19 protein-coding genes are annotated in these 23,264 nt (G+C 58.1%); 14 read left to right on the forward strand and 5 right to left on the reverse strand.

What is annotated here, in order from left to right:
• Window positions 1-214 precede the first annotated feature (214 nt).
• Window positions 215-1,486: an ATP-binding protein gene (locus tag LUN51_RS12310; protein ID WP_246894603.1), complete on the forward strand. Its 1,272-nt coding sequence runs from the start codon at window positions 215-217 to the stop codon at window positions 1,484-1,486.
• A 17-nt stretch (window positions 1,487-1,503) separates the two neighbouring features.
• On the forward strand, window positions 1,504-2,043 hold the full coding sequence (locus LUN51_RS12315; RefSeq protein WP_246894602.1) for a response regulator transcription factor: 540 nt from the start codon (window positions 1,504-1,506) through the stop codon (window positions 2,041-2,043).
• Between the two features lie 13 nt (window positions 2,044-2,056).
• Here LUN51_RS12315 and LUN51_RS12320 read toward each other — a convergent pair whose 3' ends face one another.
• Window positions 2,057-2,833: a 3-hydroxybutyrate dehydrogenase gene (locus LUN51_RS12320; protein WP_246894601.1), complete on the reverse strand. Its 777-nt coding sequence runs from the start codon at window positions 2,831-2,833 to the stop codon at window positions 2,057-2,059.
• 155 nt (window positions 2,834-2,988) lie between these two features.
• Between LUN51_RS12320 and LUN51_RS12325 the strand changes: the two genes are divergently transcribed.
• The 3 genes from LUN51_RS12325 (at window position 2,989) to LUN51_RS12335 (ending at window position 5,132) form a co-directional block, all read left to right on the forward strand.
• Complete coding sequence (locus tag LUN51_RS12325; protein WP_246894600.1) at window positions 2,989-3,822, forward strand: inositol monophosphatase family protein; 834 nt, start codon at window positions 2,989-2,991, stop codon at window positions 3,820-3,822.
• A gap of 119 nt (window positions 3,823-3,941) precedes the next feature.
• Complete coding sequence (locus tag LUN51_RS12330; protein WP_075368723.1) at window positions 3,942-4,214, forward strand: GrxA family glutaredoxin; 273 nt, start codon at window positions 3,942-3,944, stop codon at window positions 4,212-4,214.
• A 156-nt stretch (window positions 4,215-4,370) separates the two neighbouring features.
• Window positions 4,371-5,132, forward strand: coding sequence for a DUF1338 family protein (locus LUN51_RS12335; protein WP_277811499.1), 762 nt, complete (start codon window positions 4,371-4,373; stop codon window positions 5,130-5,132).
• Here LUN51_RS12335 and LUN51_RS12340 read toward each other — a convergent pair.
• Window positions 5,129-6,475, reverse strand: a complete 1,347-nt coding sequence (locus tag LUN51_RS12340; RefSeq protein ID WP_277811500.1) for an MFS transporter — start codon at window positions 6,473-6,475, stop codon at window positions 5,129-5,131. The genes LUN51_RS12335 and LUN51_RS12340 overlap by 4 nt on opposite strands.
• A 481-nt stretch (window positions 6,476-6,956) precedes the next feature.
• Here LUN51_RS12340 and LUN51_RS12345 point away from each other — a divergent pair, with 481 nt between their 5' ends.
• The 5 genes from LUN51_RS12345 (at window position 6,957) to LUN51_RS12365 (ending at window position 12,563) form a co-directional block, all read left to right on the forward strand.
• Window positions 6,957-8,906 carry an acetoacetate--CoA ligase gene (locus LUN51_RS12345; protein ID WP_277811501.1) on the forward strand — a complete coding sequence of 650 codons (1,950 nt, stop codon included), beginning with the start codon at window positions 6,957-6,959 and terminating at the stop codon, window positions 8,904-8,906.
• 85 nt (window positions 8,907-8,991) lie between these two features.
• Window positions 8,992-9,879, forward strand: a complete 888-nt coding sequence (locus LUN51_RS12350; RefSeq protein ID WP_277811502.1) for an acyltransferase — start codon at window positions 8,992-8,994, stop codon at window positions 9,877-9,879.
• The gene (locus tag LUN51_RS12355; protein WP_277811503.1) at window positions 9,810-10,736 is read left to right on the forward strand and encodes a LysM peptidoglycan-binding domain-containing protein; all 927 of its coding nucleotides are present in this window, start codon (window positions 9,810-9,812) and stop codon (window positions 10,734-10,736) included. The genes LUN51_RS12350 and LUN51_RS12355 overlap by 70 nt, the downstream gene beginning before the upstream one ends.
• 131 nt (window positions 10,737-10,867) lie before the next feature.
• The gene (locus LUN51_RS12360; RefSeq protein WP_277811504.1) at window positions 10,868-12,025 is read left to right on the forward strand and encodes a glycosyltransferase family 4 protein; all 1,158 of its coding nucleotides are present in this window, start codon (window positions 10,868-10,870) and stop codon (window positions 12,023-12,025) included.
• Complete coding sequence (locus tag LUN51_RS12365) at window positions 11,997-12,563, forward strand: phosphatase PAP2 family protein (protein ID WP_246894596.1); 567 nt, start codon at window positions 11,997-11,999, stop codon at window positions 12,561-12,563. Before LUN51_RS12360 ends, LUN51_RS12365 begins: the two co-directional genes overlap by 29 nt.
• Before the next feature lie 125 nt (window positions 12,564-12,688).
• On the opposite strand, the gene gcvT is transcribed toward LUN51_RS12365, so the two are convergent.
• Both gcvT and LUN51_RS12375 read right to left on the reverse strand, forming a co-directional pair.
• Window positions 12,689-13,804, reverse strand: a complete 1,116-nt coding sequence (gcvT, locus tag LUN51_RS12370) for a glycine cleavage system aminomethyltransferase GcvT (protein ID WP_277811505.1) — start codon at window positions 13,802-13,804, stop codon at window positions 12,689-12,691.
• 56 nt (window positions 13,805-13,860) lie between these two features.
• The gene (locus LUN51_RS12375) at window positions 13,861-15,246 is read right to left on the reverse strand and encodes an alanine/glycine:cation symporter family protein (RefSeq protein WP_246894594.1); all 1,386 of its coding nucleotides are present in this window, start codon (window positions 15,244-15,246) and stop codon (window positions 13,861-13,863) included.
• Window positions 15,247-15,820: 574 nt separating this feature from the next.
• Between LUN51_RS12375 and gcvH the strand changes: the two genes are divergently transcribed.
• Entirely contained in the window at window positions 15,821-16,216 is a 396-nt protein-coding gene (gene gcvH / locus LUN51_RS12380) for a glycine cleavage system protein GcvH (protein ID WP_040243435.1), read from the forward strand.
• A gap of 107 nt (window positions 16,217-16,323) precedes the next feature.
• Window positions 16,324-19,224, forward strand: coding sequence for an aminomethyl-transferring glycine dehydrogenase (gene gcvP, locus LUN51_RS12385; protein WP_277811506.1), 2,901 nt, complete (start codon window positions 16,324-16,326; stop codon window positions 19,222-19,224).
• Window positions 19,225-19,314: 90 nt separating this feature from the next.
• Here gcvP and LUN51_RS12390 read toward each other — a convergent pair whose 3' ends face one another.
• Window positions 19,315-20,238: a LysR family transcriptional regulator gene (locus LUN51_RS12390; RefSeq protein ID WP_040243441.1), complete on the reverse strand. Its 924-nt coding sequence runs from the start codon at window positions 20,236-20,238 to the stop codon at window positions 19,315-19,317.
• A 302-nt stretch (window positions 20,239-20,540) separates the two neighbouring features.
• Between LUN51_RS12390 and ppnN the strand changes: the two genes are divergently transcribed.
• Complete coding sequence (gene ppnN, locus LUN51_RS12395) at window positions 20,541-21,905, forward strand: nucleotide 5'-monophosphate nucleosidase PpnN (RefSeq protein ID WP_277811507.1); 1,365 nt, start codon at window positions 20,541-20,543, stop codon at window positions 21,903-21,905.
• 191 nt (window positions 21,906-22,096) lie between these two features.
• The gene (locus LUN51_RS12400; RefSeq protein WP_277811508.1) at window positions 22,097-23,230 is read left to right on the forward strand and encodes an alkene reductase; all 1,134 of its coding nucleotides are present in this window, start codon (window positions 22,097-22,099) and stop codon (window positions 23,228-23,230) included.
• Window positions 23,231-23,264 lie beyond the last annotated feature (34 nt).

Here is a 23,264-nt window from a genome sequence, read left to right on the forward strand (position 1 = left end):
CCACCGCTGGCCACGAAGTCCGTCGCCGGCAGCGGATGCGTACTTTACGGCCCACAGGGGCTGAACGCAAGGGGTTTCGTAAAGAGTGAAGATGGCACTCTCGCGGTTTGTTATATCGTGAATGCTGGGTGCGGCATTATTACCCTCCCCGTTTGGCTGTCGCTCTTTCGTCTATCGGTTATCATATCGTTCGTGTCGCACGCCCGGAGCCTACATGCATCAGCCCTTACCCCTATCCACCCCCAACCGTAATCTAGTACGGCTGACCATCGTGCGCGGCATCACCTGGACTGGTTTCCTAGGGGCGATCATTTTCGGGATAGAAGTACTGAGCTTTCAGCTACATGTGATGCCTGTCATTCTAGTCATCATCGCCATGGGATTGGTTAATGTCGCTACTTGGTGGCGACTGGGACGCCCAAGGGCCGTGACTGACATCGAATATCTCGTGCATTTATTGATAGATGTGGGCGGCTTGAGCCTCTTGTTTTACTACACGGGCGGATCCACCAATCCCTTCATTACCTATTATCTCGTCCCGGTAACCATCGCCGCAGCAACACTCCCCTGGCGTTTCGCCTGGGTCATCGCCGCCGCTTCCTTGACCAGTTACACCGTCATGATGCTGTTTTACGAGCCAGTCCCACAGTTAAGCAACGGATTTGTGGGCACCGGTATTCGCCTTCATATCATCGGCATGTGGCTGAACTTCAGCCTGTCCGCTGGTCTCGTGACATTCTTCATCTTCAAGATGGCACATGCATTGCGGCGGCGCGACCTCACGCTTTCGCGTACCCGCGAGACAGCTTTGCGCAATGAACAGGTACTCGCCGTGGCGACGCAGGCTGCGGGTACTGCCCATGAGTTGGGAACGCCGCTATCCACCATGGCAGTGCTGCTCAGCGAGATGCGGCAAGAAGCACGCGACAATACACCACTCGTGGAGGATATCGATTTACTGCGGCAGCAAGTCGACACCTGCAAGGCGCGTCTCCAGACCCTCGTGGCCAATGCCGACAGAAGACGCCTAGCAAAGCCGGAGATCGCTGCGGCCGAAACTTGGCTGCGTGATGTGCTACAACGTTGGCTGGTGTTGCGACCTGACGTAAGCCATCGAATCGATATACAAGGCAAGCGCGGCACTCCTTATATTGCTACCGATACCACGCTCGAACAGGCGCTCATGAACCTACTCAACAACGCCGCCGACGCCAATCCCATGGATATTTCCATCTTGCTCGACTGGACGCAGGATGACGTCATCATCGACATCCGCGACCATGGCCCTGGGGTCTCGATGGACATTGCCGACCAATTGGGCGAAACCTTCATTTCAACCAAGAGCAAAGGCATGGGGATCGGCTTATTTCTGACCCACGCCACCATCAACCGGTTTGGCGGCGGCGTCAGCCTCTACAATCACGAAGAAGGCGGTACGCTTACCGAGGTCAAACTGCCACGGGCGACGGCAGACAATCCTGCTTGAAAGCGACGGAGAACATCATGTCAGCAGATGCTGAACGGCTATTGATCATCGACGATGACGAACAGTTTTGCTTTGTAATGGCACGCGCCATGCGCCGGCGAGGTTTCGAGGTCACGACCGCCATGACCGAAGAGGAAGCGTTGGCCAGCGTGCGGCAAGCGCCACCTCACATGGCAACGCTCGACTTGAAGCTCGAACACTCTTCGGGGCTCAAGCTACTTCCTGAGCTGCTGGCGCTTGCTCCGTCCTGTCGTGTGGTCGTGCTGACCGGATATTCGAGCATCGCAACCGCTGTAGAGGCCATCAAGCTGGGCGCCGTCAATTATCTGTGCAAGCCAGCCGACGCCGACGAGATACTGGCGTCGCTGGAGCGAGAAGGCGGCGACCCCGATATCGACATCGCCGATAGCCCGCCTTCCGTGAACCGAGTGACCTGGGAACATATCCAGAAAGTGCTGCAGGAACATGATGGCAATATCTCTGCTACCGCACGCGCCTTAGGCATGCATCGCCGAACACTGCAGCGCAAACTGCAAAAGCGTCCCGTCAGGCGCTAGCCGACATAGCCATTTACTGCGCGGTCCAGCCGAGATCCATGCTCCAGCATGCCCCGGTCACCGCGCCGGCCTGTTCCGATGCCAGATAGCTGACCAACGCCGCCACCTCGTCGGGTTCGATGAGGCGTTTGATGGCGGCATTTTTCAGCATGACCTCTTCAATAACCTGCTGTTCATCCATACCATTGAGACGCGCCTGATCCGCGATCTGGCGTTCCACCAAAGGCGTGCGCACATAGGCGGGGCAAAGCGCATTGACCGTGATGCCTGCCGCGCCACCTTCCAGGGCCGCCGTTCGCGTCAGTCCCACTAAACCATGCTTGGCACTGACGTATCCCACTTTGCCCTGCGATGCGACGCTGGCATGGATCGACGCCATGTTGACGATCCGCCCCCACTGCCCTTGACGCATATGGGGCCACACTGCCTGCGTCAGCAAGAAAGGAGCCGTCAACATGAGGTCGATGATCTGGCGCCATTTGGCTTCGGGAAAATCTTCCAGCGCCTCCACGTGTTGAATGCCTGCGTTATTGACCAGTATATCGACGTGCCCGAAACGCTTGATGGCCTCCATCACCGAGCCACGGCAAGCTTCCGGGTCGGTGAGGTCTGCTTGGTAGAAGACGGCACCCGCTGCTTCTGCGATGTCCACGCCTTGCGGATTGGCATCCACTGCCAATACCTGCAATCCCTCTTGGCAAAACTGTTTGACCACCGCTTCACCGATACCGCTGGAACTGCCGGTTACGATCGCGACACGCGGATGGCCCAGTGTGGAAGGGGCTACCATGGCACTCTCCTCGATGACGAGACGAACTACGCTTAGCATAAGACGTGAGTTGCGAGATATGCCAGCACGGTGCATCACTTACGCCATGCGACAGGCCTGTTAGACTAAAGCTAACATTGAGCACTGGCAGCAACGCATTGACCCGAGGAGACTGCATGGAGCCTTCCCAACGGCTTGCCGAAGCCGAGCGTATCGCACGGCTAGCAGGAGAGCGCATCGTGGCGGCGCGCGAGTCGCAAGCGTTTCAGCAACGCTACAAACGCGGCGACGAACTCGTGACAGACGCCGATGTCGAAATCGACCGGCTCATCGCTTCCGAGCTCGATGCTAATTTCCGCGACGATGCACGCCTCACGGAGGAAATTTCTCCAGACCGCGATGTGCTCGAAGACAATGACGCTGTATGGATCGTCGATCCTATTGATGGCACGGTGAATTTTGCGTACGGACATCCCCATGTAGCGGTTTCTATCGCCTGGGCATCGGAGGGGAAGCTACGCTTGGGGGTCGTTCATGCTCCCTTCCTGGGAGAAACATTCACGGCGCTACGCGGAGAAGGCGCTTGGCTGAACGGCGAGCCCATTCAAGCCAGCAATGCGAGTGAATTGTCACGCAGTTTGGTTGCTACGGGATTCCCCTATCGCCGCGATGCGCGTGCCCCCTTGTTCCGCCGCCTCGCTGGCGTGCTCACCAGTTGCCGTGACATACGCCGCAACGGGTCGGCCGCACTGGATCTATGCCACGTCGCTTGCGGCCGTCTTGATGCGTATTATGAAAGTGTCTCGCCTTGGGATTTTGCCGCTGGCTTGCTGATCGCCCGTGAAGCAGGCGCCAAGACAGGGCATCTCTATCAGTGCCCCGACCGTATTCCGTCCGAACTGTATGGGGAAAACATACTGGTAGGCGCGTCGGGGATATACGGCGCGTTGCGCGAGATCCTCTTGAAAGCCGACGACGACAGGCTCGAAGAGATCGAAGCACAAAATTGATTTGCTATAGATCCCTCCAATAGCGGGTGTAGCAAGACTCTATTGGTATCCTATGCGTGATTCCGGAACAATGACTACCAATTTAATGTCTACAAATTCCTAAATTTAAGGAGACTCCTATGTTGACAGTGATTTTCGGCCGACCCGGCTGCCCTTTCTGTGTACGCGCCAAGGAGCTTGCCGAACAGCTGAGCGAAGCGCGTGACGATTTCGGTTTCCGTTATATCGACATTCACGAAGAAGGCATCACCAAAGCCGATATGGAAAAGACCATCGGCAAGCCCGTTGAGACGGTTCCGCAGATCTTCATCGACCATACTCATATCGGCGGCTTCACTGAGTTCGACCAACACGTTCGCGATAATGAACTGATGCCTGCGACTCAGAGCTAACGACCCTTCAGCGCCAACCCATCGTTACAGGTGTTGGCGCTGCCTATCTTTTGCCGGCCTTCCGCAGACACGTGTTAAAGCGTTGAATCCGCATCCGCCTATGCAATGAGAAAGCACTATACTGGGTGCATTGCGACAGGAGGCGAGGTGTCAATCATGCAACGCGATGAATTCCTGCAGCAACTTTGGCTGGACTATATCCATTGCCACCCCGATATAGGGGCCTTGTCGCTTTGGCCGCTCGAAAACCGTACTGAGTATTGCGTGCTGGTGACACTCAACCGGGCACCTTACCAAGCGCAGCGCTTGCTCCCAGCGCTTTATCATTTCGGTTATCGGCGTGTTGGTCACCATGCCATGGCCGACCGAGGCATACTGGCCCATGTGCTAAGCCCAGGTAATGACGATGCATGGATTTTGCTTATCGAGCTGCAACTGGACACGCTGACACAAGCACCACGCCAGCATTTGGAAGCGCTCATCAGCCGTGCTCATCCACAAGACAGCCAGGGCCAGAACCTTCTTTCTCGAGGCCGCCCTTGGCCAATGCCCGAGTGGGCGATTTACCAACAATTGCATGAAACCCACCCACTCGCCGCCTGGTTGGCCATCATGGGGCCCCGCATGCACCACGTCGGCTTCGATTGTCAGCGGTTAGGACACGATATCGCCGAATATGCCGACGTAATTGCCGAAGCGGGACTGAAGCCGGGAGGTCAGACACTTCTACCTATCTCCCCTCTGCTCGATCACCGCTACTATGCTTGCTGTACGCAGCGCGCCGTCTTCGCCGCCGGTGATGAGCATCGCGTCGCCACCGGTGGCCTTGCGCTCGTACAGAAGCGGCTTGCCGGAACCCGCGAACGCACGGCGGAGCTCTTGTTGCCGCAGCACACACGCTGCGAGCTGAGCGCCTAATATTGCGCCTCTTCTTCCGCTTCTGGCCGTGGCTCGCTATTATCGTACGCCGCCCAGTCGTCTTCGTAGGACGGCTCGAAATCGAGCTCGAATTGCTGAGGCTCGAAACGCGGGTCCATCTCACTGAGATAATGCGTTGACTCTACCATTGGCACTGCCGCCACATACGGCTCTTGTTCCACTTCCGGAGAAACTCCCTTATAGCTGTAGAGCCTCGCCATAACGAACATCGCCAAGGCCAGCGCGGCGCCTCCCAAGAATAGCCACAGCCCATCCGGGCCAGTCACTTCCATGATCACAGAAGCACTATAAGGCCCGACTACCGAGCCAATGCCGTACCAGATCAGTAGCTTGGCATTGGCCTGAATGGTTTCCTCGGGTTCGAGCCAGTCGTTGGTGTGCGACAGGCTCAAGGAGTAAAGCGTATGCAGCATCGCGGTATGGAAGCAGGCCACCACGAGTAGCACCCAGAAATCGAACCGTGCCGCCACCGAAATCATGGCACCGGACACCGCCATCACCAAAGCCATGCATAAGATCACTTTGCGGCGATCGAAACGGTCGGAGATACGCCCTAGCGTCCATTGAGCTACCAATGCCACTAGAGTCGTAATAGCCATGAACTGTGCCGTTTGTGACGTCGATAGACCGATCTCCTGCCCATAGTAGGGCGTCATCGCAAAAAAGGACTGAACCATCAACCCTGCCGTGAAGGCACTGACCAATCCAACCGGCGCGCGGCGATACAATTCTCGCAACGAGATTTTGCTGGAAACCTCATGCGACGAACGCGTCGGCCCCTGGATCCGGTAAATCGACAACGGTATCAGTGACAGCGTAAACAGGATCCCCGAGACCGAAAACAGCACGAATGTCGCTGGGTCGGCGACATTGAGCAGCCACTGGCCGACCGCCAAGGACGAGGTCGAAATGACCAGGTACCACCCCAACACTCGCCCCCGGTTATCATTCGTCGACTCACCCGAAACCCACGATTCCATGACCATCAGCAAGCCCGCAGTCGCTGCACCGCCGAATAGGCGCCACACCAACCACGCCCAGGGATCCACCCATAACCCATGCAGCATCGCCGTCACCGCCAGCACGGCCGCACAAGCCGCAAAAACGCGAATATGCCCCACCGTGCGGATGCGCTTCTCGATCAGATAACTCCCGATGACGAAGCCCAACGAGAAGCTCGACATCAACAAGCCCGCCATCTGTGAGGGAAACCCCTCCAGCGACATGCGCACGCCAAGCAAGGTCATGATCAAGCCGTGGCCGAGCAGGAAACTGATTTCACTGAGAAATAGAATGGGAAGGGTTGCGGGCAAGCTGCGCAAATCGACCTCCTGGCGATAGTGGCGTATGAGTTCGGCATGCCTCCCTGAGGCACGCCCTGGCAGTGCGTCGGGCAAGCGCACTAGTCTACCTGTTAGCGTGCATGACGACATCCGCTCCTACCTGAATATCGCTGTCCCCAGTTCAGCATAGAAGATCAGATATGCCCTTTTCAGAGGATGAGAAAAACCATCCACAAAAACTGTGGATAACGCTGTGCATGAGCGGCGTCGAAGACGCTATTTCGGCTTGTCGTTTCCCACCTCGTCCTGGATTGGTCAGATTTTCATCATCCCACTGTCATCATGACGCCAAATGCTTATGCCGCGCTATCACACTCCCCCTTTCGTCGAGTGGACAGCGCACTACCGACTTGTTTTTAATGACATCATGGTGCAACGCAACATCATCGCGCGGCTCCCATGCCGCTCCATGTAACGTCGACCTGAAGACAGGTAGCGGCATAGATGACTCGGAGGTCACATGACCACGCCCCTTTGGGAGCCGTCGACAACGGCCATACAAAGCACGCAAATGTATGCGCTGATGCAGCGCATCAACCGTGAGCATGGCACATCGCTGACGGACTATGAGGCACTACATGCCTGGAGCGTCGAGCATCTGGACACTTTTTGGGAGCTCCTGTGGGATGAGCTCGACATCGTCGCCGAGCGGCGTGGTGATGACGTTCTGGTACGCCCCGATGCCATGCCCGGCGCACGCTGGTTCCCGCAAGCACGCTTGAATTATGCTGCCAACATGTTGCGCAGGCGTGACGAACACCCCGCCTTGATCGTTCGCGATGAACGCCTTCGGCGACGCGTAATCAGCTATGCCGAGTTATACGCCAATGTCGCCAGGCTGGCCCACGCACTCAAGGCTAGCGGTGTCACGGAAGGCGATCGTGTCGTGGGCTTCGTCCCCAATAGTGAACATGCCATCATCGCTTTGCTTGCTTCAGCCAGCCTCGGTGCGGTGTGGTCTTCCTGCTCGCCGGAATTCGGGCTTAACGGCGTATTAGACCGCTTTGGGCAAATCGCCCCTAAGGTATTGATCGCCACCGATGGCTATACTTGGAACGGCAAGGCTATCGACACTCGGGAACGCATCGCCGATATCGCCAATGCCATAGACTCGCTCAAGCATGTCGTGGTGTTCCCCTTCCTCGAAGACGCACCGGTTCTCGATGATATCCCTCGCGCCATCGCCTGGGCCGACTACTTGGATAACAACACCAGCGAAATCGATTTCCAAGCACTGCCCTTCGAGCACCCGCTTTACATTCTCTACTCCTCGGGCACCACGGGTGTTCCCAAGTGCATCATCCACTCGGCAGGCGGCACCCTGCTGCAGCATCTTAAAGAGCACCGTCTGCATACTGATATCGACGCCGACGATGTCTTTTTCTATTACACGACCTGTGGCTGGATGATGTGGAACTGGCTGGTCTCCGGACTCGGCTCCGGCGCCACGCTCTTGCTCTACGATGGATCACCGTTTGCGCCATACCCCAACACGTTATGGCAAATCGCCAGCGATGAGGGCGTCACGGTTTTCGGCACCAGTGCAAAGTACCTCTCAGCCTGTGAAAAGGAAGGTCTGGCGCCCGGCAAGCAAGTGGACCTTTCACCGCTACGCGCACTGCTCTCCACTGGATCGGCCTTGCCCCATGAGTCATTCGATTACGTCTATGCCGAGATCAAGCGCGACCTCATGCTGTCCTCGATCTCCGGGGGAACGGATATCGTGTCATGTTTCGCACTAGGGTGCCCGATCCGCCCTGTCTACCGCGGCGAATTACAATGTCGCGGGCTCGGCATGGCCGTCGACGTTTTCGATGACCATGGACAAAGCATCACTGGTAACAAGGGTGAACTCGTTTGTACACGCCCCTTTCCTTGCATGCCTACTGGCTTCTGGAACGATCCCGATGGTGAGCGCTATCGCGACGCTTACTTTTCGACCTTTCCAGGTATCTGGGCGCATGGTGACTATGCCGAACTGACAGCCCACGGGGGCGTCATCATCCACGGGCGTTCGGATTCCGTCCTCAATCCCGGTGGCGTGCGTATCGGCACCGCCGAGATCTACCGGCAAGTCGAAAAGGTAGATGGCGTGCTCGAATCGCTGTGCATCGGCCAAACCTGGCAGAACGACGTGCGCGTGGTACTTTTCGTCCGCTTGCGCCCTCATGTTGTGCTCGACGAAGCCAAGCGCGACGAAATCCGGCGTACCATACGTCAGCATACGACCCCAAGGCACGTACCCGCCAAGATCATCGCCGTGGAGGACATTCCCCGCACGCTATCGGGCAAGATCGTCGAAATTGCCGTGCGCAACGTTGTCCATGGCGAGCCCGTCAAGAATCGCGACGCGCTGGCCAACCCCGAAGCCCTTGAACTTTTCGTAGATCTCCCTGAGCTCGCCGAGTGATACGCACACCATCGCCTTGTCCGAGACTGGGCAGCCGCTACACGATCCAGTAGCATAAGTTGCCAAGTCATTGAAGGAGAACGGCATGGCGACCCTCAAGGGGCTGATAAGCGTGCTGTTGCTGATCGCCAATACGCTTTTCTGGGGCGTGCCGCTTTATCTGCTGACGCTCCTCAAGATCATGACACCGACGAGGCGTTTGCGACTACGTGTACTGGCGGGACTCAACGCCATCGCCCTAGCCTGGATCGCCACCAATAACTGGTGGATCCGTCATTGGGTCAAGCCAAAGATCACCGCGCACTTACCCGAAGGCCTGTCTCCCAGCCAGTGGTGGCTGGTCATCGCCAACCACCGCAGTTGGACAGATATCTTCGTCATGCAGTACGTGCTGTACAGACGGACTTCGATGCCCAAATTCTTTCTCAAGCGAGAGCTGATATTCGTCCCCATCATAGGTCTTGCCTGGTGGGCGCTCGAGTTCCCCTTCATGCGCCGCTATGCACGCAGTGAGCTTACCCAGCGGCCACAGTTGGCAGAACGTGATCGCCGCGCGACGCAACGCATGTGCGAACGTGCGCGGGAAATGCCGATGACAATCTACAATTTCGTCGAAGGCACGCGCTTCACTCCCGCCAAGCGCGATCGGCAAGCGAGTCCGTTTCGACATCTGCTGCGCCCCAAGGCCGGCGGCACAGCTCAAGTCATACGTCTAATGGGTGATCGTTTAAGCGGCATTCTTGACGTCACGCTTCATTATCGCCATGCGGCCCCGAACTTTTGGCATTTCCTTTGCGGTCGCGAAACTCCCATACACATGGAGGCACGCCGGCTCGACGTGCCCGCCTGGATGAGCAATGGCGACTATCATCTGGATCCGCATTACAAGGAACGCTTCCATTCATGGCTGAACGCGCTATGGGAGGAAAAGGATCGTGCGCTCTCATCGCTCCCCTCCTCCTCTTTGTCTTGATACTCACTGGCTGCGCTGGCGGGCCTGGCGCCGGTGGCTATCGTGGCAGCAACATCGCTGGCAACTGGGTCTCCATCCAACGCGGCGACACACTAGGACAAATCGCCAAGCAAGCAGGTGTCCCGTTACTGCGCTTGCAACGATTCAATCCAGGTGTCGATGCGCGTCGACTGGCCATTGGCCAACGCATTTTGGTACCCACCCATCGCGAACGCGCGCCTGGTAGCGGCCCTTATCGCTATCAAGTGCGTCCGGGTGACACCTATTCAAGCATCGCCAAGCGCTTTGGTAGCACTGCGCGGCGCTTGCAAACAGCGAACCCCCAGTTTTCGGCCAACGCCCTGAATGTCGGCCAGTTAGTCAAAGTGCCGCTAGGAGGCTCTGCTCGTACCACCGCCTCAGCGGCCCAGGCCTCGTCGTCAACGTCGTCCAAGTCCACGACGCGAAGTCGTACGCTTCCCGATCCGGGTGCGCTACCCGATAGCGCTAACACATGGCACTGGCCGCTCAAGCAATATGAAATCGCACGTGCCTATGGCACCGATTCGCGCGGCACCCTACAGCCGATGTTGCTTTCAACCTCTACGGATGCCCAGGCACTTGCCGTTGCCGATGGCACCGTTCGCTTTGCCGATAGCATGCGGCAACTGGGACGTGTGGTGATCATTCATCACCGTGACAACATGCAAAGTGTCTATGCATTATGCGAGCGTCTACTCGTCGAAGATGGCGATGAGGTAACACAAGACACGCCCGTTTGTGATGTTGGTTACCGACACGACACAGGACGCCATGATCTGTTGTTCGATGTCCGGCATGGCGGAAAACCCGTGGACCCCAAACAGGTGCTACGCTAGACAAGGAATAACTGCCCCATCAACAACACGGTGATCCCGGTTGGCGACATCGTATCGTCACGATGCTGTCGCACTGCTGTCATCAGGATGCTTGAACCTGGCACTGTCTTGATAGGCCACGGAGGTGCATCATGCGAGTCGCATTGGTCAGTGAAACCTGGGCACCCGAGATCAACGGTGTGGCGCACACGCTGGACCAACTGGCCCATCACCTCGCCACCCGCAACGTCAACCTGCAGCTAGTGCGTCCGAGGCCCCAACAAGGCGGCCGAGAAGGACGCGCCGAGCGTGACATGCAAGTTCGTGCATTCTCCCTACCTGGTTACGCCGATGTGAAGGTCGGCTTGCCCGCCTGGCGGCGCTTATCAAACTTGTGGCGAGAGTCACGTCCCGATGTCATCTATATCGCGACTGAAGGTCCGCTGGGCTGGGCCGCGCTGGCCACGGCGCGTCATTTATCGATTCCTGTCGTCGGTGGTTTCCATACCAATTTCGACCAATACGCGGCGAACTATCACTTGAAGTGGGCCAGCGGCATCGTGGGCGCGGGATTACGTTACTTTCATAACCGCTGCCAGATGACGCTCGTGCCCACCCGCGCCCAGGCCGAGCGTTTATACCAAAGAGGCTTCCAGCGCGTGAACATATTGGGACGTGGCATCGACGCTCAGCGTTTTTCCCCTGCCCGACGCGACGCTCATCTGCGAGCTCAATGGGGAGTCGATGGCGACCAGCCCGTGGCCCTCTATGCGGGACGCTTGGCCAGTGAAAAGAATACGCCGCTGCTTGTGCGCACGCTACGCGCGATGCAGGAGGCATACCCGAGGCTACGGACTGTACTAGTCGGTGATGGCCCCGAAAGGCAGCATCTGGAGCACCAGCTTCCCGAGGCGATTTTTACCGGCTTTCTAAGCGGGGAAACCTTGGCACGCCACTACGCCAGCGCGGATATATTCCTGTTTCCATCGCACTCGGAGACATACGGCAATGTGGTCCCCGAAGCCATGGCCAGCGGACTTCCCGTAGTAGCTTTCGATCAGGCGGCCGCTAGCGAATTGATCGCGGATACCCACGAAGGATGCCTCATCGATGCCAACGACGACGACGCCTTTGTGCAGGCCTCCGTCGATCTCTGCCTCCAACCCGCCAGCCGCGCCCGCATGGGACGCGCCGCCCGCGAGAAAGTCGCCCACCAGAGCTGGGACCTGGTCGGCGAGCGCTTTTTCACCTATTTAACACTGACGGCCCAGGAGACGCCGCATGCGCTCACGACCCCTCATCATGTTTGACCGGCTCGATACCCTCGAATGGCAGCTATGCCAGCGTATCGCTCTGCTCAGTCATCGGCGTCTGGTCTATGGGGTGTTTCGGTTCTGCAGCAGAGCCGGGGATTGGCCGGCCTGGGTTGCCCTTGCCCTGCTGCAGCCGGTCGTACATGGCCAGACGGGATGGCGTCTGACGTTGATATGGGGCCTATGTGCCGCGACTGGGGCTACTTTCTATCGCTTCCTCAAGACACGCCTGTGTCGAGAGCGCCCTTACATCACTTTTTCGAGCATTCCCTGCACGATGCCAGCGCTGGATCGCTACAGCTTTCCAAGCGGCCACACGTTACATGCCGTCATGTTCTGCACGCTGTCAGCAGCTTCATCACCTTGGCTGCTCGTGGTGGTCTTGCCGCTGAGCGTCCTCATCGCCGCCTCACGGGTCATTCTCGGTCTGCACTACGTGAGTGACGTCGCCGCCGGCGCCATACTGGGGTTCAGCATTGCTCAAGCGGGCCTCTGGGTTGCCATGCGGGGTCAATGGCTACCTCTTCCCGTTTGAGGACGCTTGCTCCAGTCGTTTTTCCTTGCAGCTTTCCCTATACACCGCATAGAAAAACCTCAAGCACTGCTTGAGGTTTTAAAAACAAGATAACGGTATAACGTTCCTTCGTTACATGCCGCGAGCTATCCGCGATAATAGTTGGCAGGCACGAAAGGCATGCGCGTCACATGCATAGGCAAGCGCTTGCCGCGGACGTCCGCATATAGCGTCGTATCGACGACAGCCAACTCGACATCCACATACGCCATGGCTACGGGTTTGCCCAGTGTTGGCCCGAAGCTGCCGGAGGTCACTTGGCCGACATGACGGTCGGCAGTGTCGTAGAGCGATGTTCCCTCACGCACCGGCGCTCGTCCTTCACCAAGCAGACCGACACGCTTACGGGTGATCTGCTTGGTCTCGATCTGGGGCAGAATGACATCAGCCCCCGGGAAGCCCCCTTCTCGTTCGCCTCCGATGCGCCGAGGTTTGCCCACGGCCCAGATAAGGCTCGCCTCGGCGGGCGTCGTCTGAGTATCCAAGTCATGCCCATACAGGCACAGCCCGGCTTCCAGACGCAGCGAGTCGCGTGCACCCAGGCCGATAGGCTCAACCTCGGGCTGCTCTAGCAACCACGTAGCGAGGCGCTCGGCGGCATCCACAGGCACGGAGATCTCGAAACCGTCTTCACCGGTATAACCGCTGCGGCTGATCCACAATGAGGTACCGAGCGCCTCAAATTGGCCATGATGCATAAACACTAGATCGCAGGCCTCGGGGCACAGACGCACCATGACGTCTTTGGCTTGCGGCCCTTGCAACGCCAGCAAGGCGCGGTCAAGCACTTCCACCTGATGCTCGGCATCGAGCCCGGTACGGAGATGCGCCACGTCTTGGTCCTTACAAGCAGCATTGACGACGACATACAGATCTTCGCCGCGATTGACGATCATCAGGTCATCGAGCAGACCGCCTTCATGGCTGGTGAAGAGCGCATAACGCTGCATACCTGCTGGCAACCCGACGATATCCGCCGGCACTAGCGTTTCGATGGCACGCGCCGGTGAGGGCCCTGAAACGGTGAGCTGCCCCATGTGCGATACGTCGAATAAGCCGCACGCATGTCGGGTATGCTCATGTTCTTTTTTGACACCCAAGGCGTATTGCACCGGCATGCTGTAACCGGCAAAGGGCACCATCTTCGCACCATGCGAGACATGCATGTCATGCAACGGCGTATGGTGAAGGTCGTCGGACATCGTCGCTTCCTCGTCGTTATCCGTGAAGGGGCGACGATTGCCGCCCCCAAGACAGCTCAGCGTTTATCGTCCAAGTCTTCGCCAGGCAAGACGGTCTTGCCGGCAAAGTGATCATTGGTGAGCTTGAAGACCACCGGCGAGAGTAGAGCCAGTGCAATCAGGTTAGGGATCGCCATCATGGCATTGAAGACGCTAGCCATCAGCCAGACGAATTCAAGCGGCGCGACGGCCCCGACGAGAATCGCCAGAATATAAACCACCCGGTAGATCTTGATCGAAGCGACGCCGAACAGATACTCGAAGCACTTTTCGCCATAAAAAGCCCAGCCGAGGATGGTCGTGAAGGCGAACACTGCCAGCGCGAAGGACACGACATACTGGCCGATGCCCGGCAGCGCACCATCAAACGCCATCGCGGTCAACGCAGCACCGGTCTCGCCGGATGTCCACTCGGTGCTGGTCAAGATTGCCAATGCGGTGACCGAGCATACGATGATGGTATCGATGAACGTACCCAACATCGCCACCAGCCCTTGGCGGACTGGATTCTTGGTCTGTGCTGCGGCGTGCGCTATCGGCGCACTACCCAGCCCTGCTTCATTGGAAAATACGCCTCGCGCCACGCCAAATTGAATCGCCTTGGCCACGGCGGCGCCCGCAAAACCACCAGCGGCAGATACCGGCGTAAAAGCATGGCCAAAAATCAGTCCCAGCGCGGCACCGACCTGATCCATGTTGATAATCAGCACCAGCAAGCCACAGACGATATAGGCAATCGCCATGACCGGCACCAGCTTGCCAGCTACCTTGGCAATACGCTTGATCCCGCCGAGAATCACAGCACCCGCCAGTATCATGATGATCATACCGGTCAGCCAATGCGGCATCCCCAACGACTCGCTGAGACCATCGGCGACCGAGTTGGATTGCACGGTATTGCCAATCCCGAAGGCAGCAACAGCGCCGAAAAACGCAAACAAGCCACCCAACCAGGCCCACTTTTTACCCAAGCCATTGCGGATGTAATACATCGGCCCGCCCACGTGATCGCCCGCCGCATCGACTTCACGGTAGCGAACCGCCAGTACCGCCTCGGAAAACTTAGTAGCCATACCTACTAGTGCCGTGATCCACATCCAGAATACAGCGCCCGGGCCACCCAAGAAGATGGCAGTGGCGACACCCGCGATATTACCGGTACCAACAGTGGCCGAAAGCGATGTCATCAGCGCATTGAAGGGAGAGATTTCCCCCTCGTCTTCATCCCCTTTTTCGGCCTGGCGCCCTTTCCAGAGCAGCCGGAAGCCCGCTCCCAGCTTGCGAATGGGCAACAACTTGAGCCCTAGTTGCAGATATACGCCCACCCCCAACAACAAGATGAGCATCAAGGGACCCCATACAACATCGTTGATGGCGCTAAAAATTGCGTTGAGTGTTTCCACGAGATGTCCTCCCAGACATTTGTTGTTATCCAGCGCAGTGTTTGCACTGTCGTCGACGGCGTTGGCTCAAGAAGATAACCACCAAACCCTCTCGACTTTAGCGGATCATCTTGGCGCTTCTCCATACCCGCAAAGCAAAATAGCGCTTCAAGCGTTACGGACAGAAACCTCTATCGCTTACGCGCGTGGTCATGCAAGCAAAACATGAGCACAACAAGTTTCTTATTAGAAACGAAGGCTAATCGCTGTCCTGCGGCTTGGCAACCGAAAGACATCTCTCCTTCTCTCTCCTGAATAGCAGACTGGCCCCCACATTTTCGATGCGCGTAAAGAGCACCATCACAAAAACTCATCAAATCAGGATGTCGCGGCTTCGCTTGAGCCCAGGCATGCCAAGCTTATAGGCAGTATGGCTTTTTGCTGGACGCTCGCCGGTATCCTGTCCACCCTGACTAGGCGGTCGAGCCGAATGGCATGAAGAAATGCATGATGACGATGCCAAGGGCGAATCAATGAGGCATAATGGCACTCATATTCCCCAAATCAGAAAATCTTTTCGTATAGGAAAATCACGATGAGCCACATCCCTGCCAACCTTCGCTATACCGACAGCCACGAATGGGTCCTCGACAACAATGACGGCACTGTTACGATCGGCATCACCGATCACGCTCAGGAATCCCTAGGAGACGTCGTCTTCGTCGAGCTACCCGACACAGGCCGTCAACTCGACGCTGGAGAAGAATTCGGTGTCATCGAGTCCGTCAAGGCCGCCTCCGACCTATACCTCCCGTTGAGCGGTGAAGTCGTTGCCGTAAACGAGTCGCTCGAGGACTCTCCCGAAGCCGTCAATGACCACCCTTACGAGGACGGTTGGATCATCAAGCTCAAGCTCGCTGAGCCCGACGCGCTCGAGGCACTGCTTGATGCCACTGCGTATGACGCACTCGTCAGCGCCGAGGAAGGCTGACGCGTCTCGCACGTTGCACTTGTCCTGTTCTGCCGGCGACATCTTCGTTACATGTCGCCGCTTCGTGTCGAATCGGGCTCGACCGCCCGCCAACGCTTGAGGGTTTCATGGCAAACGACAACCGCAGCCTGGCCGAATTGGCCAATCACGACGACTTCTTGACGCGCCACAATGGGCCTGACGGGGACGATGTCCAGCACATGCTGGCGACCTTGGGGCTTCCCGACACCGAGTCGCTGATCGCCAAGACGCTTCCTGGCGATATTCGCCTGGAACGCAACCTGTCGCTCGAAGAGCCGCGTGGCGAAGCGGAAGCGCTGACCTACCTCAAGCAGCTGGCACGCCAGAACAAGACCTTCAAGAACTACATCGGTCAAGGCTATTATCCCACGCATCTACCAGCCGTCATCCAGCGCAACGTACTGGAGAATCCCGGTTGGTACACCGCTTACACGCCTTATCAGCCGGAAATCGCCCAGGGGCGCCTGGAAGGACTACTGAACTTCCAGCAAGTGGTCATGGACTTGACCGGTATGCCGATCGCCAACGCGTCCCTGCTCGACGAGGCGACGGCTGCCGCTGAAGCCATGGCCCTGTGCCGGCGCGCCAACAAGAAGGCCAAGACCGAGCGCTTCTTCGTGGCAGACGATGTGCTACCTCAGACGCTCGATGTCCTGCGTACCCGTGCCGCCTATTTCGGTTTCGAGCTCATTATCGCGCCCGCCGAGACTCTGGCCGATCACGATGTTTTCGGCGCATTACTGCAATACCCGGGAGCCACCGGACAAGTACGCGATATCAAGGCGCAACTCGAAGCAGCCCAGCAACGGCGCATCATGACCTGCGTCGCGACTGACCTGATGAGCCTGGTACTGCTCAAGGAACCCGGTGCGCTGGGCGCCGACATCGTCGTGGGCAGCTCCCAGCGTTTTGGTGTTCCCATGGGCTACGGTGGCCCGCATGCGGCGTTTTTCGCCGCTAGCGACGCCCTCAAGCGTTCACTCCCCGGGCGCATCATCGGCGTTTCCAGGGACAGCCGTGGCCAACGTGCCTTGCGCATGGCCATGCAGACGCGCGAGCAGCATATCCGCCGCGAGAAAGCGACCTCCAATATCTGTACCGCTCAGGCATTGCTCGCCAACATCGCTGGCTTCTATGCGGTCTATCACGGTGCCGAAGGGCTGCGCACCATCGCCACGCGGATCCATCGCCTCACGACCATTCTCGCTGAGGGGCTCAAGCGTCACGGCGTGAAACTCGCGCACGAAAGCTGGTTCGATACACTCACGCTGGTCGGTCTCGATCACGGCCAGGTACATGGCCGCAGCCTGGCGCACGAAATCAACCTACGCTACGACACCAATGGTCATATCGGCATCAGCCTCGACGAGACCACTACGGCAGCGGACGTCGTCACGCTGTTCGACGTATTGCTGGGAGACGAGCATGGGTTGTCGGTACGCGAGCTCGATCGTCACGTCCACACACAGGGCATGACCGGCATCCCCGACGCTTGCGCGCGGGAAAGCGATTTCCTCACCCACCCCACATTCCAGCGTTATCGCAGCGAAACCGAGATGCTGCGTTACCTAAAGCGTCTCGAAAATAAGGATCTATCGCTTACACACGCCATGATCCCCTTGGGCTCATGCACCATGAAGCTCAATGCCACCAGTGAGATGATCCCCATCAGCTGGCCGGAATTCGCCAATATCCATCCCTTCGCGCCGCAGGACCAGGTCGCCGGCTACAAGCAGATGATCGATGAGCTCTCGGCATTTCTCGTCGAGATCACTGGCTATGACACGATTTCCATGCAGCCCAACTCCGGCGCACAGGGCGAATATGCGGGCCTGGTGGCCATTCGGCGCTATCAGAAGTCACAAGGCCAGGGCCATCGCGATATCTGCCTGATCCCGAGCTCGGCCCACGGCACCAACCCGGCCTCTGCCGCCATGGCACAGATGAAAGTCGTCGTCGTCGAATGCGATAACGATGGCAACATCGATATCGACGACCTGCGCAGCAAGGCCGACAAGCACCGCGAGGTGCTATCGGCGATCATGCTCACCTACCCATCGACGCACGGCGTGTTCGAAGAAAGCGTCAGCGAAGCCTGCCGTATCGTGCACGACAACGGTGGCCAGGTGTATATCGACGGGGCTAACATGAACGCCCAGGTCGGACTCTGCCGACCGGGTGATTTCGGGGGTGACGTTTCGCACCTCAATCTGCACAAGACATTCTGTATTCCGCATGGCGGTGGCGGTCCCGGAATGGGGCCGATTGGTGTCAAAGCGCATCTAGCCGCGTTCGTGCCCAACCACGTCATCACGCCTCTGCCGGGTGTCGAAACGGATTCCGGCGCGGTCTCGGCAGCGGCCTACGGCTCGGCGTCGATCCTGCCGATCTCCTGGGCCTATATCAAGATGATGGGCGGGCGCGGCATGAAACTCGCCACGGAGCTGGCGATACTCAACGCCAACTACATCGCCAAGCGTCTCGAAGCGCACTACCCCGTGCTTTATAAAGGACGCAACGGCACCGTCGCTCATGAATGCATCTTGGATGTCCGCTCTCTCAAGACGGCTTCCGGCATCAGCGAGGAAGATATCGCCAAGCGCTTGATGGATTACGGCTTCCATGCTCCGACGATGTCCTTCCCCGTGGCCGGCACCTTGATGGTCGAGCCGACCGAATCGGAATCGCGCTATGAAATCGATCGCTTCTGCGATGCCATGATCGCCATTCGTGACGAAATCCGGCGCGTGGAAACCGGTGAATGGCCAGCGGATAACAATCCCTTGTCCATGGCGCCACATACGCAAGCGGACCTGATGGCAGACGACTGGGAACGGCCGTATTCACGTGAACTGGGCGCCTTCCCCACCGAGGCCACCAAAGCCGCCAAGTATTGGCCGACGGTCAATCGCGTCGACAATGTTCATGGCGACCGCAACCTCATCTGCAGCTGTCCCCCCATTGAGGCGTATCGAGACGCTACCTGAGCACTGAGCGCCCATCGCACCTCACGCAAAACGGCCCCATCAAGGCTTACCTTGATGGGGCCGTTTCAGTCGAGAACGTAACGCCTGTCGTCAGGCGTCTTCCTCGAGTGGCGGTGCCTCGGCGTAACCGTAGAGCACATTGCGGCGCTGCAACCGAAACTCGCCAAGCAGCTGCTCGTAACGACGCGGCATCTCGACGCCACGCTTGGTCACGACATACAGTGTTTCGTATACCGATTCAGTCACGGGCAGCTCCTTGACCTGGCGCTGCCAAGGCGACGTCTCGAGTACCGTCCGGGGGATCACGGTAAAGCCCAAACCACGCGCCACCGCATCCAGCACCATGCTGATCTCGTTGGAAAAGCCCTGCTGTGGAAAGTGGCTCATCGAGCGAAACTCCCCGGCAAAATTGCGCCGCAACAGCAAGCTGGCGTTGTTGATGCCATCGGAATAGTTCATGAAGCCCAGCGCCATGAGTTCGCTGATAGTGGTACCAGCGAAGTCCGCCGGAACGACCAGGCATAGTGGCTCCTGATGCCAAGGCTCGAAATTGAGATCGGGATGTTTGGTGATGTCGGTGACGATGCCCACGTCGAAGCGTCCGGCCAGCACCGCATCGACGATCTCGCCGTTGAAGGCAAAATCATACGTCACCGTCAGCCCCGGGTGCATTTGCTGATAGCCCAAAATGAACGGATAGAACATCAACCCCACGCTACCCGGCGATGCCACGCGACACTCCCCGGTGTCCGGCGAGTCATTGTCCAGCGAGTGGCGGAACTGCTCATGCTCGGCGAACAGCTTGACGGAATAGTCATAGGCACGCCGCCCCGCCTCGGTCAGTGTGAAACGGCGCCCGTGCCGCTGCAGCAAGGACTTGTCGAGATAGCGTTCCAGCTTACGTATATGTTGACTGACCCCAGGCTGGGTCATTTCCAGCTTGCGTGCGGTATGCGTGAAGCTACCCGTTTCGACAAGCGTGATAAAAGTACGAAAATATTGCGCGTTGAACATGAAGTGAGGGTCCACCGGCTGGCGTTTCGGGGCAGCTGCTTATGTGCCGAAGCCATGACACGATCAACGAAGGTTAGCGTGGCAATAACCGTGGCTTCGGGGGTTGTGATAACGGCATCATAGCAAATTATGCTACACCTCACATCGCTGCGTGGCCGAAGATCGCGTGTTAGCATCGAAACATGAAGCAGCCCCCGGATAGTGTTGTGACCGAGCCAGGCGCACAGCGCGCCAGTGACGTTCGGCCCGACGCCTCATGCGGAGCTTTTCTTCGGCCTTAGTGCCGCCACAAGGATGCGTCAATGCCCCAGAAACTTTCTACCATTATCTCTCCCGAAGGGAGCCTGGAAGTCCTCTCGCAGCAAGAGGTCAACCGTCTGCGCGACACCTCCGCCAACGGCCTGCACGATCTTTTGAGACGCTGCTCGCTGGCCGTGCTCAACTGCGGCAACCCTACCGATGACAGTCGCGCGCTCATGCAGGCACACCACGACTTCGAGATCGAAGTACTCCAGCAGGACCGCGGTATTCGCCTCAAGCTCGACAACGCACCCCACAGCGCTTTCGTCGATGGACAGATGATTCGCGGGATTCGCGAGCACCTTTCCGCCGTGCTACGCGATATCGTCTATGTTCATAACGAAATCCAGCACACGCCCAAGTTCAACCTCCAGCGTGGGGATGGCATCACCAATGCCGTTTTCCATATCCTGCGCAACGCCGGAACGCTGAAATCCGCGCGCGAACCCAGCCTCGTGGTGTGCTGGGGCGGTCATTCCATCACCCGCGAGGAATATGATTACAGCAAGGACGTGGGTTACCACCTGGGTCTCCGCGATCTCGACATCTGCACGGGATGCGGCCCCGGCGCCATGAAAGGCCCCATGAAAGGCGCCAACGTCGCGCATGCCAAGCAGCGTCGCCACAATGGTCGTTACTTGGGTATTTCCGAACCCGGCATCATTGCCGCCGAATCGCCCAATCCCATCGTCAATGAACTGGTGATCATGCCCGACATCGAGAAGCGCCTCGAGGCCTTCGTGCGGGCCGGTCATGGCATTGTGATCTTCCCTGGCGGCGTGGGGACCGCCGAGGAAATCCTCTATTTGCTGGGCATTCTGCTACACCCAGACAACGCCGATGTCCCCTTCCCGATCGTTTTTACCGGCCCCCGCGACAGCGCCGACTACTTCAAGCGCATCGACGAGTTCCTGGCCTTCACACTTGGGGAAAAGGCCCGTGAACGCTATCAGATCATCATTGACAACCCCGCCGAGGTCGGTCGTGCCATGCGCCGAGGCGTCGACGACGTGGGTGCGTTTCGGCGTAGTCAGAACGACGCTTTCTATTTCAACTGGCGCCTCAACGTCGATGCCGGCTTTCAATTGCCTTTCGAACCTACCCACGAAAGCATGGTCGAGCTTGCCCTGCATCGCGAGCAGCCCGTCCATGAACTCGCGGCCAACCTGCGGCGGGCGTTTTCGGGCATCGTCGCCGGCAACGTCAAGGAAGAAGGTATTCGCGCCATCGAGGAGCGCGGCCCTTTCCATTTGCATGCCGAACCGGATTTGATGGCACATCTCGACGCGCTCTTGACCTCGTTCGTGGCCCAGGAGCGCATGAAACTGCCAGGGAGCGAATACGTGCCCTGTTATACGCTAGGCTGAGAGCCGACTGAAGACAACGCCTAGCATGCGAGGGTAACGATCGGAGCTAGATAACCTTTGCTTATCAACTTGATCACCTCATGCAATTGTTAAAATGCTAACAATCTTCTAGACTCTTAGACGTACGCGAGCCCATCCTGTGGCTCGCGTCTTCGTTTCCATCCACCGCCTGCCTGCAAGGAGAGCATCGCATGGCTTCACTCTTCGAATCCTTCGATCTCAATGGTACGCGCTTGAACAACCGCATCGTGATGGCGCCCATGACGCGTTCACGTGCACCGGAGGACATCCCAACCGAGATGGGTGCCCTCTATTATCGCCAGCGTGCCAGCGCCGGGCTGATCATCTCCGAAGGCACGCCCATTTCGCGGCAAGGCCAAGGCTATCTCTACAATCCCGGCATTTTTGGCCCCGACCAACTTGCCGGTTGGGCCAAGGCCACGCGCGCCGTGCACGAGCGCGACGGTATCTTCTTCGCCCAGATCTGGCACGTGGGGCGCGTTTCCCATACCACAGTGCAAGTTGCCGGCGCGTCACCTGTCGGCCCCAGCGACAAGCAAGGCGGCATGGCCTTTGGCTATAACGACGACGGCCAGCCAGATATGCTCAAAGCTAGCCAACCGCGCCGTCTCGAGACGCACGAAGTACACGATGTCGTGCGTGACTTCGCCCAAGCTGCAGTCAATTCCCGCGATGTAGGCTTCGATGGCGTCGAAATTCACGGTGCCAACGGCTATCTCTTCGAGCAATTCCTCAACCCCGGCGTCAACGACCGTAACGACGAATACGGTGGGTCGCGTGAGAATCGCTGCCGTCTGTTGCTTGAGGTCGTCGATGAAGTCAGCAAGATGATTGGCGCGCGGCGCGTTGGGGTTCGCCTGTCACCGTTCGGCACGCTGTTCGACATGCCGGAATACGACGATAACGGCGAGACCTATCTCCACCTCGCACGCGAATTCAATAAACGCGGCCTTGCTTACGTGCACCTGCACGACCAGGGCGGGCAAGGCATGCCCCCGATGCCGCGCGATTATCTGCGCCAGTTCCGTGACGTCTATCAGGGCAACCTGCTGCTCGCCGGCAACCTCGATCAGGCAGAAGCTGAAAAACTGGTGAACGAAGGCACCATCGACCTTCCGGTGTTCGGTCGTTATTTCACATCGAACCCCGACCTGGTCGAGCGGATGCAAAACGACTGGCCTTTGGCGGACTTCGATGCCAACACGTTCTATGGTGGTGATGCGCGCGGCTACGTGGACTTCCCCACCTATCCCGAGGAACAAGCACGCTTGGCGCGCGAAGAGATGATTCGCGAAAAATCCTGATAAGGAGATAGAGCGTAAGACGAAAACCCCCGAT

Source organism: Chromohalobacter canadensis, from assembly GCF_029544075.1.
GTDB classification, from domain to species: Bacteria; Pseudomonadota; Gammaproteobacteria; order Pseudomonadales; family Halomonadaceae; genus Chromohalobacter; species Chromohalobacter canadensis_A.

What these genes read in the sequence shown, in the direction of transcription:
- LUN51_RS12310 (WP_246894603.1), top strand. Translation starts at nt 215, where the DNA reads ATGCATCAGCCCTTACCCCTATCCACCCCCAACCGTAATCTAGTACGG.
- LUN51_RS12315 (WP_246894602.1), top strand. Translation starts at nt 1,504, where the DNA reads ATGTCAGCAGATGCTGAACGGCTATTGATCATCGACGATGACGAACAG.
- LUN51_RS12320 (WP_246894601.1), bottom strand. Translation starts at nt 2,833, where the DNA reads ATGGTAGCCCCTTCCACACTGGGCCATCCGCGTGTCGCGATCGTAACC.
- LUN51_RS12325 (WP_246894600.1), top strand. Translation starts at nt 2,989, where the DNA reads ATGGAGCCTTCCCAACGGCTTGCCGAAGCCGAGCGTATCGCACGGCTA.
- LUN51_RS12330 (WP_075368723.1), top strand. Translation starts at nt 3,942, where the DNA reads ATGTTGACAGTGATTTTCGGCCGACCCGGCTGCCCTTTCTGTGTACGC.
- LUN51_RS12335 (WP_277811499.1), top strand. Translation starts at nt 4,371, where the DNA reads ATGCAACGCGATGAATTCCTGCAGCAACTTTGGCTGGACTATATCCAT.
- LUN51_RS12345 (WP_277811501.1), top strand. Translation starts at nt 6,957, where the DNA reads ATGACCACGCCCCTTTGGGAGCCGTCGACAACGGCCATACAAAGCACG.
- LUN51_RS12350 (WP_277811502.1), top strand. Translation starts at nt 8,992, where the DNA reads ATGGCGACCCTCAAGGGGCTGATAAGCGTGCTGTTGCTGATCGCCAAT.
- LUN51_RS12355 (WP_277811503.1), top strand. Translation starts at nt 9,810, where the DNA reads ATGGCTGAACGCGCTATGGGAGGAAAAGGATCGTGCGCTCTCATCGCT.
- LUN51_RS12360 (WP_277811504.1), top strand. Translation starts at nt 10,868, where the DNA reads ATGCGAGTCGCATTGGTCAGTGAAACCTGGGCACCCGAGATCAACGGT.
- LUN51_RS12365 (WP_246894596.1), top strand. Translation starts at nt 11,997, where the DNA reads ATGCGCTCACGACCCCTCATCATGTTTGACCGGCTCGATACCCTCGAA.
- gcvT (WP_277811505.1), bottom strand. Translation starts at nt 13,804, where the DNA reads ATGTCCGACGACCTTCACCATACGCCGTTGCATGACATGCATGTCTCG.
- gcvH (WP_040243435.1), top strand. Translation starts at nt 15,821, where the DNA reads ATGAGCCACATCCCTGCCAACCTTCGCTATACCGACAGCCACGAATGG.
- gcvP (WP_277811506.1), top strand. Translation starts at nt 16,324, where the DNA reads ATGGCAAACGACAACCGCAGCCTGGCCGAATTGGCCAATCACGACGAC.
- LUN51_RS12390 (WP_040243441.1), bottom strand. Translation starts at nt 20,238, where the DNA reads ATGTTCAACGCGCAATATTTTCGTACTTTTATCACGCTTGTCGAAACG.
- ppnN (WP_277811507.1), top strand. Translation starts at nt 20,541, where the DNA reads ATGCCCCAGAAACTTTCTACCATTATCTCTCCCGAAGGGAGCCTGGAA.
- LUN51_RS12400 (WP_277811508.1), top strand. Translation starts at nt 22,097, where the DNA reads ATGGCTTCACTCTTCGAATCCTTCGATCTCAATGGTACGCGCTTGAAC.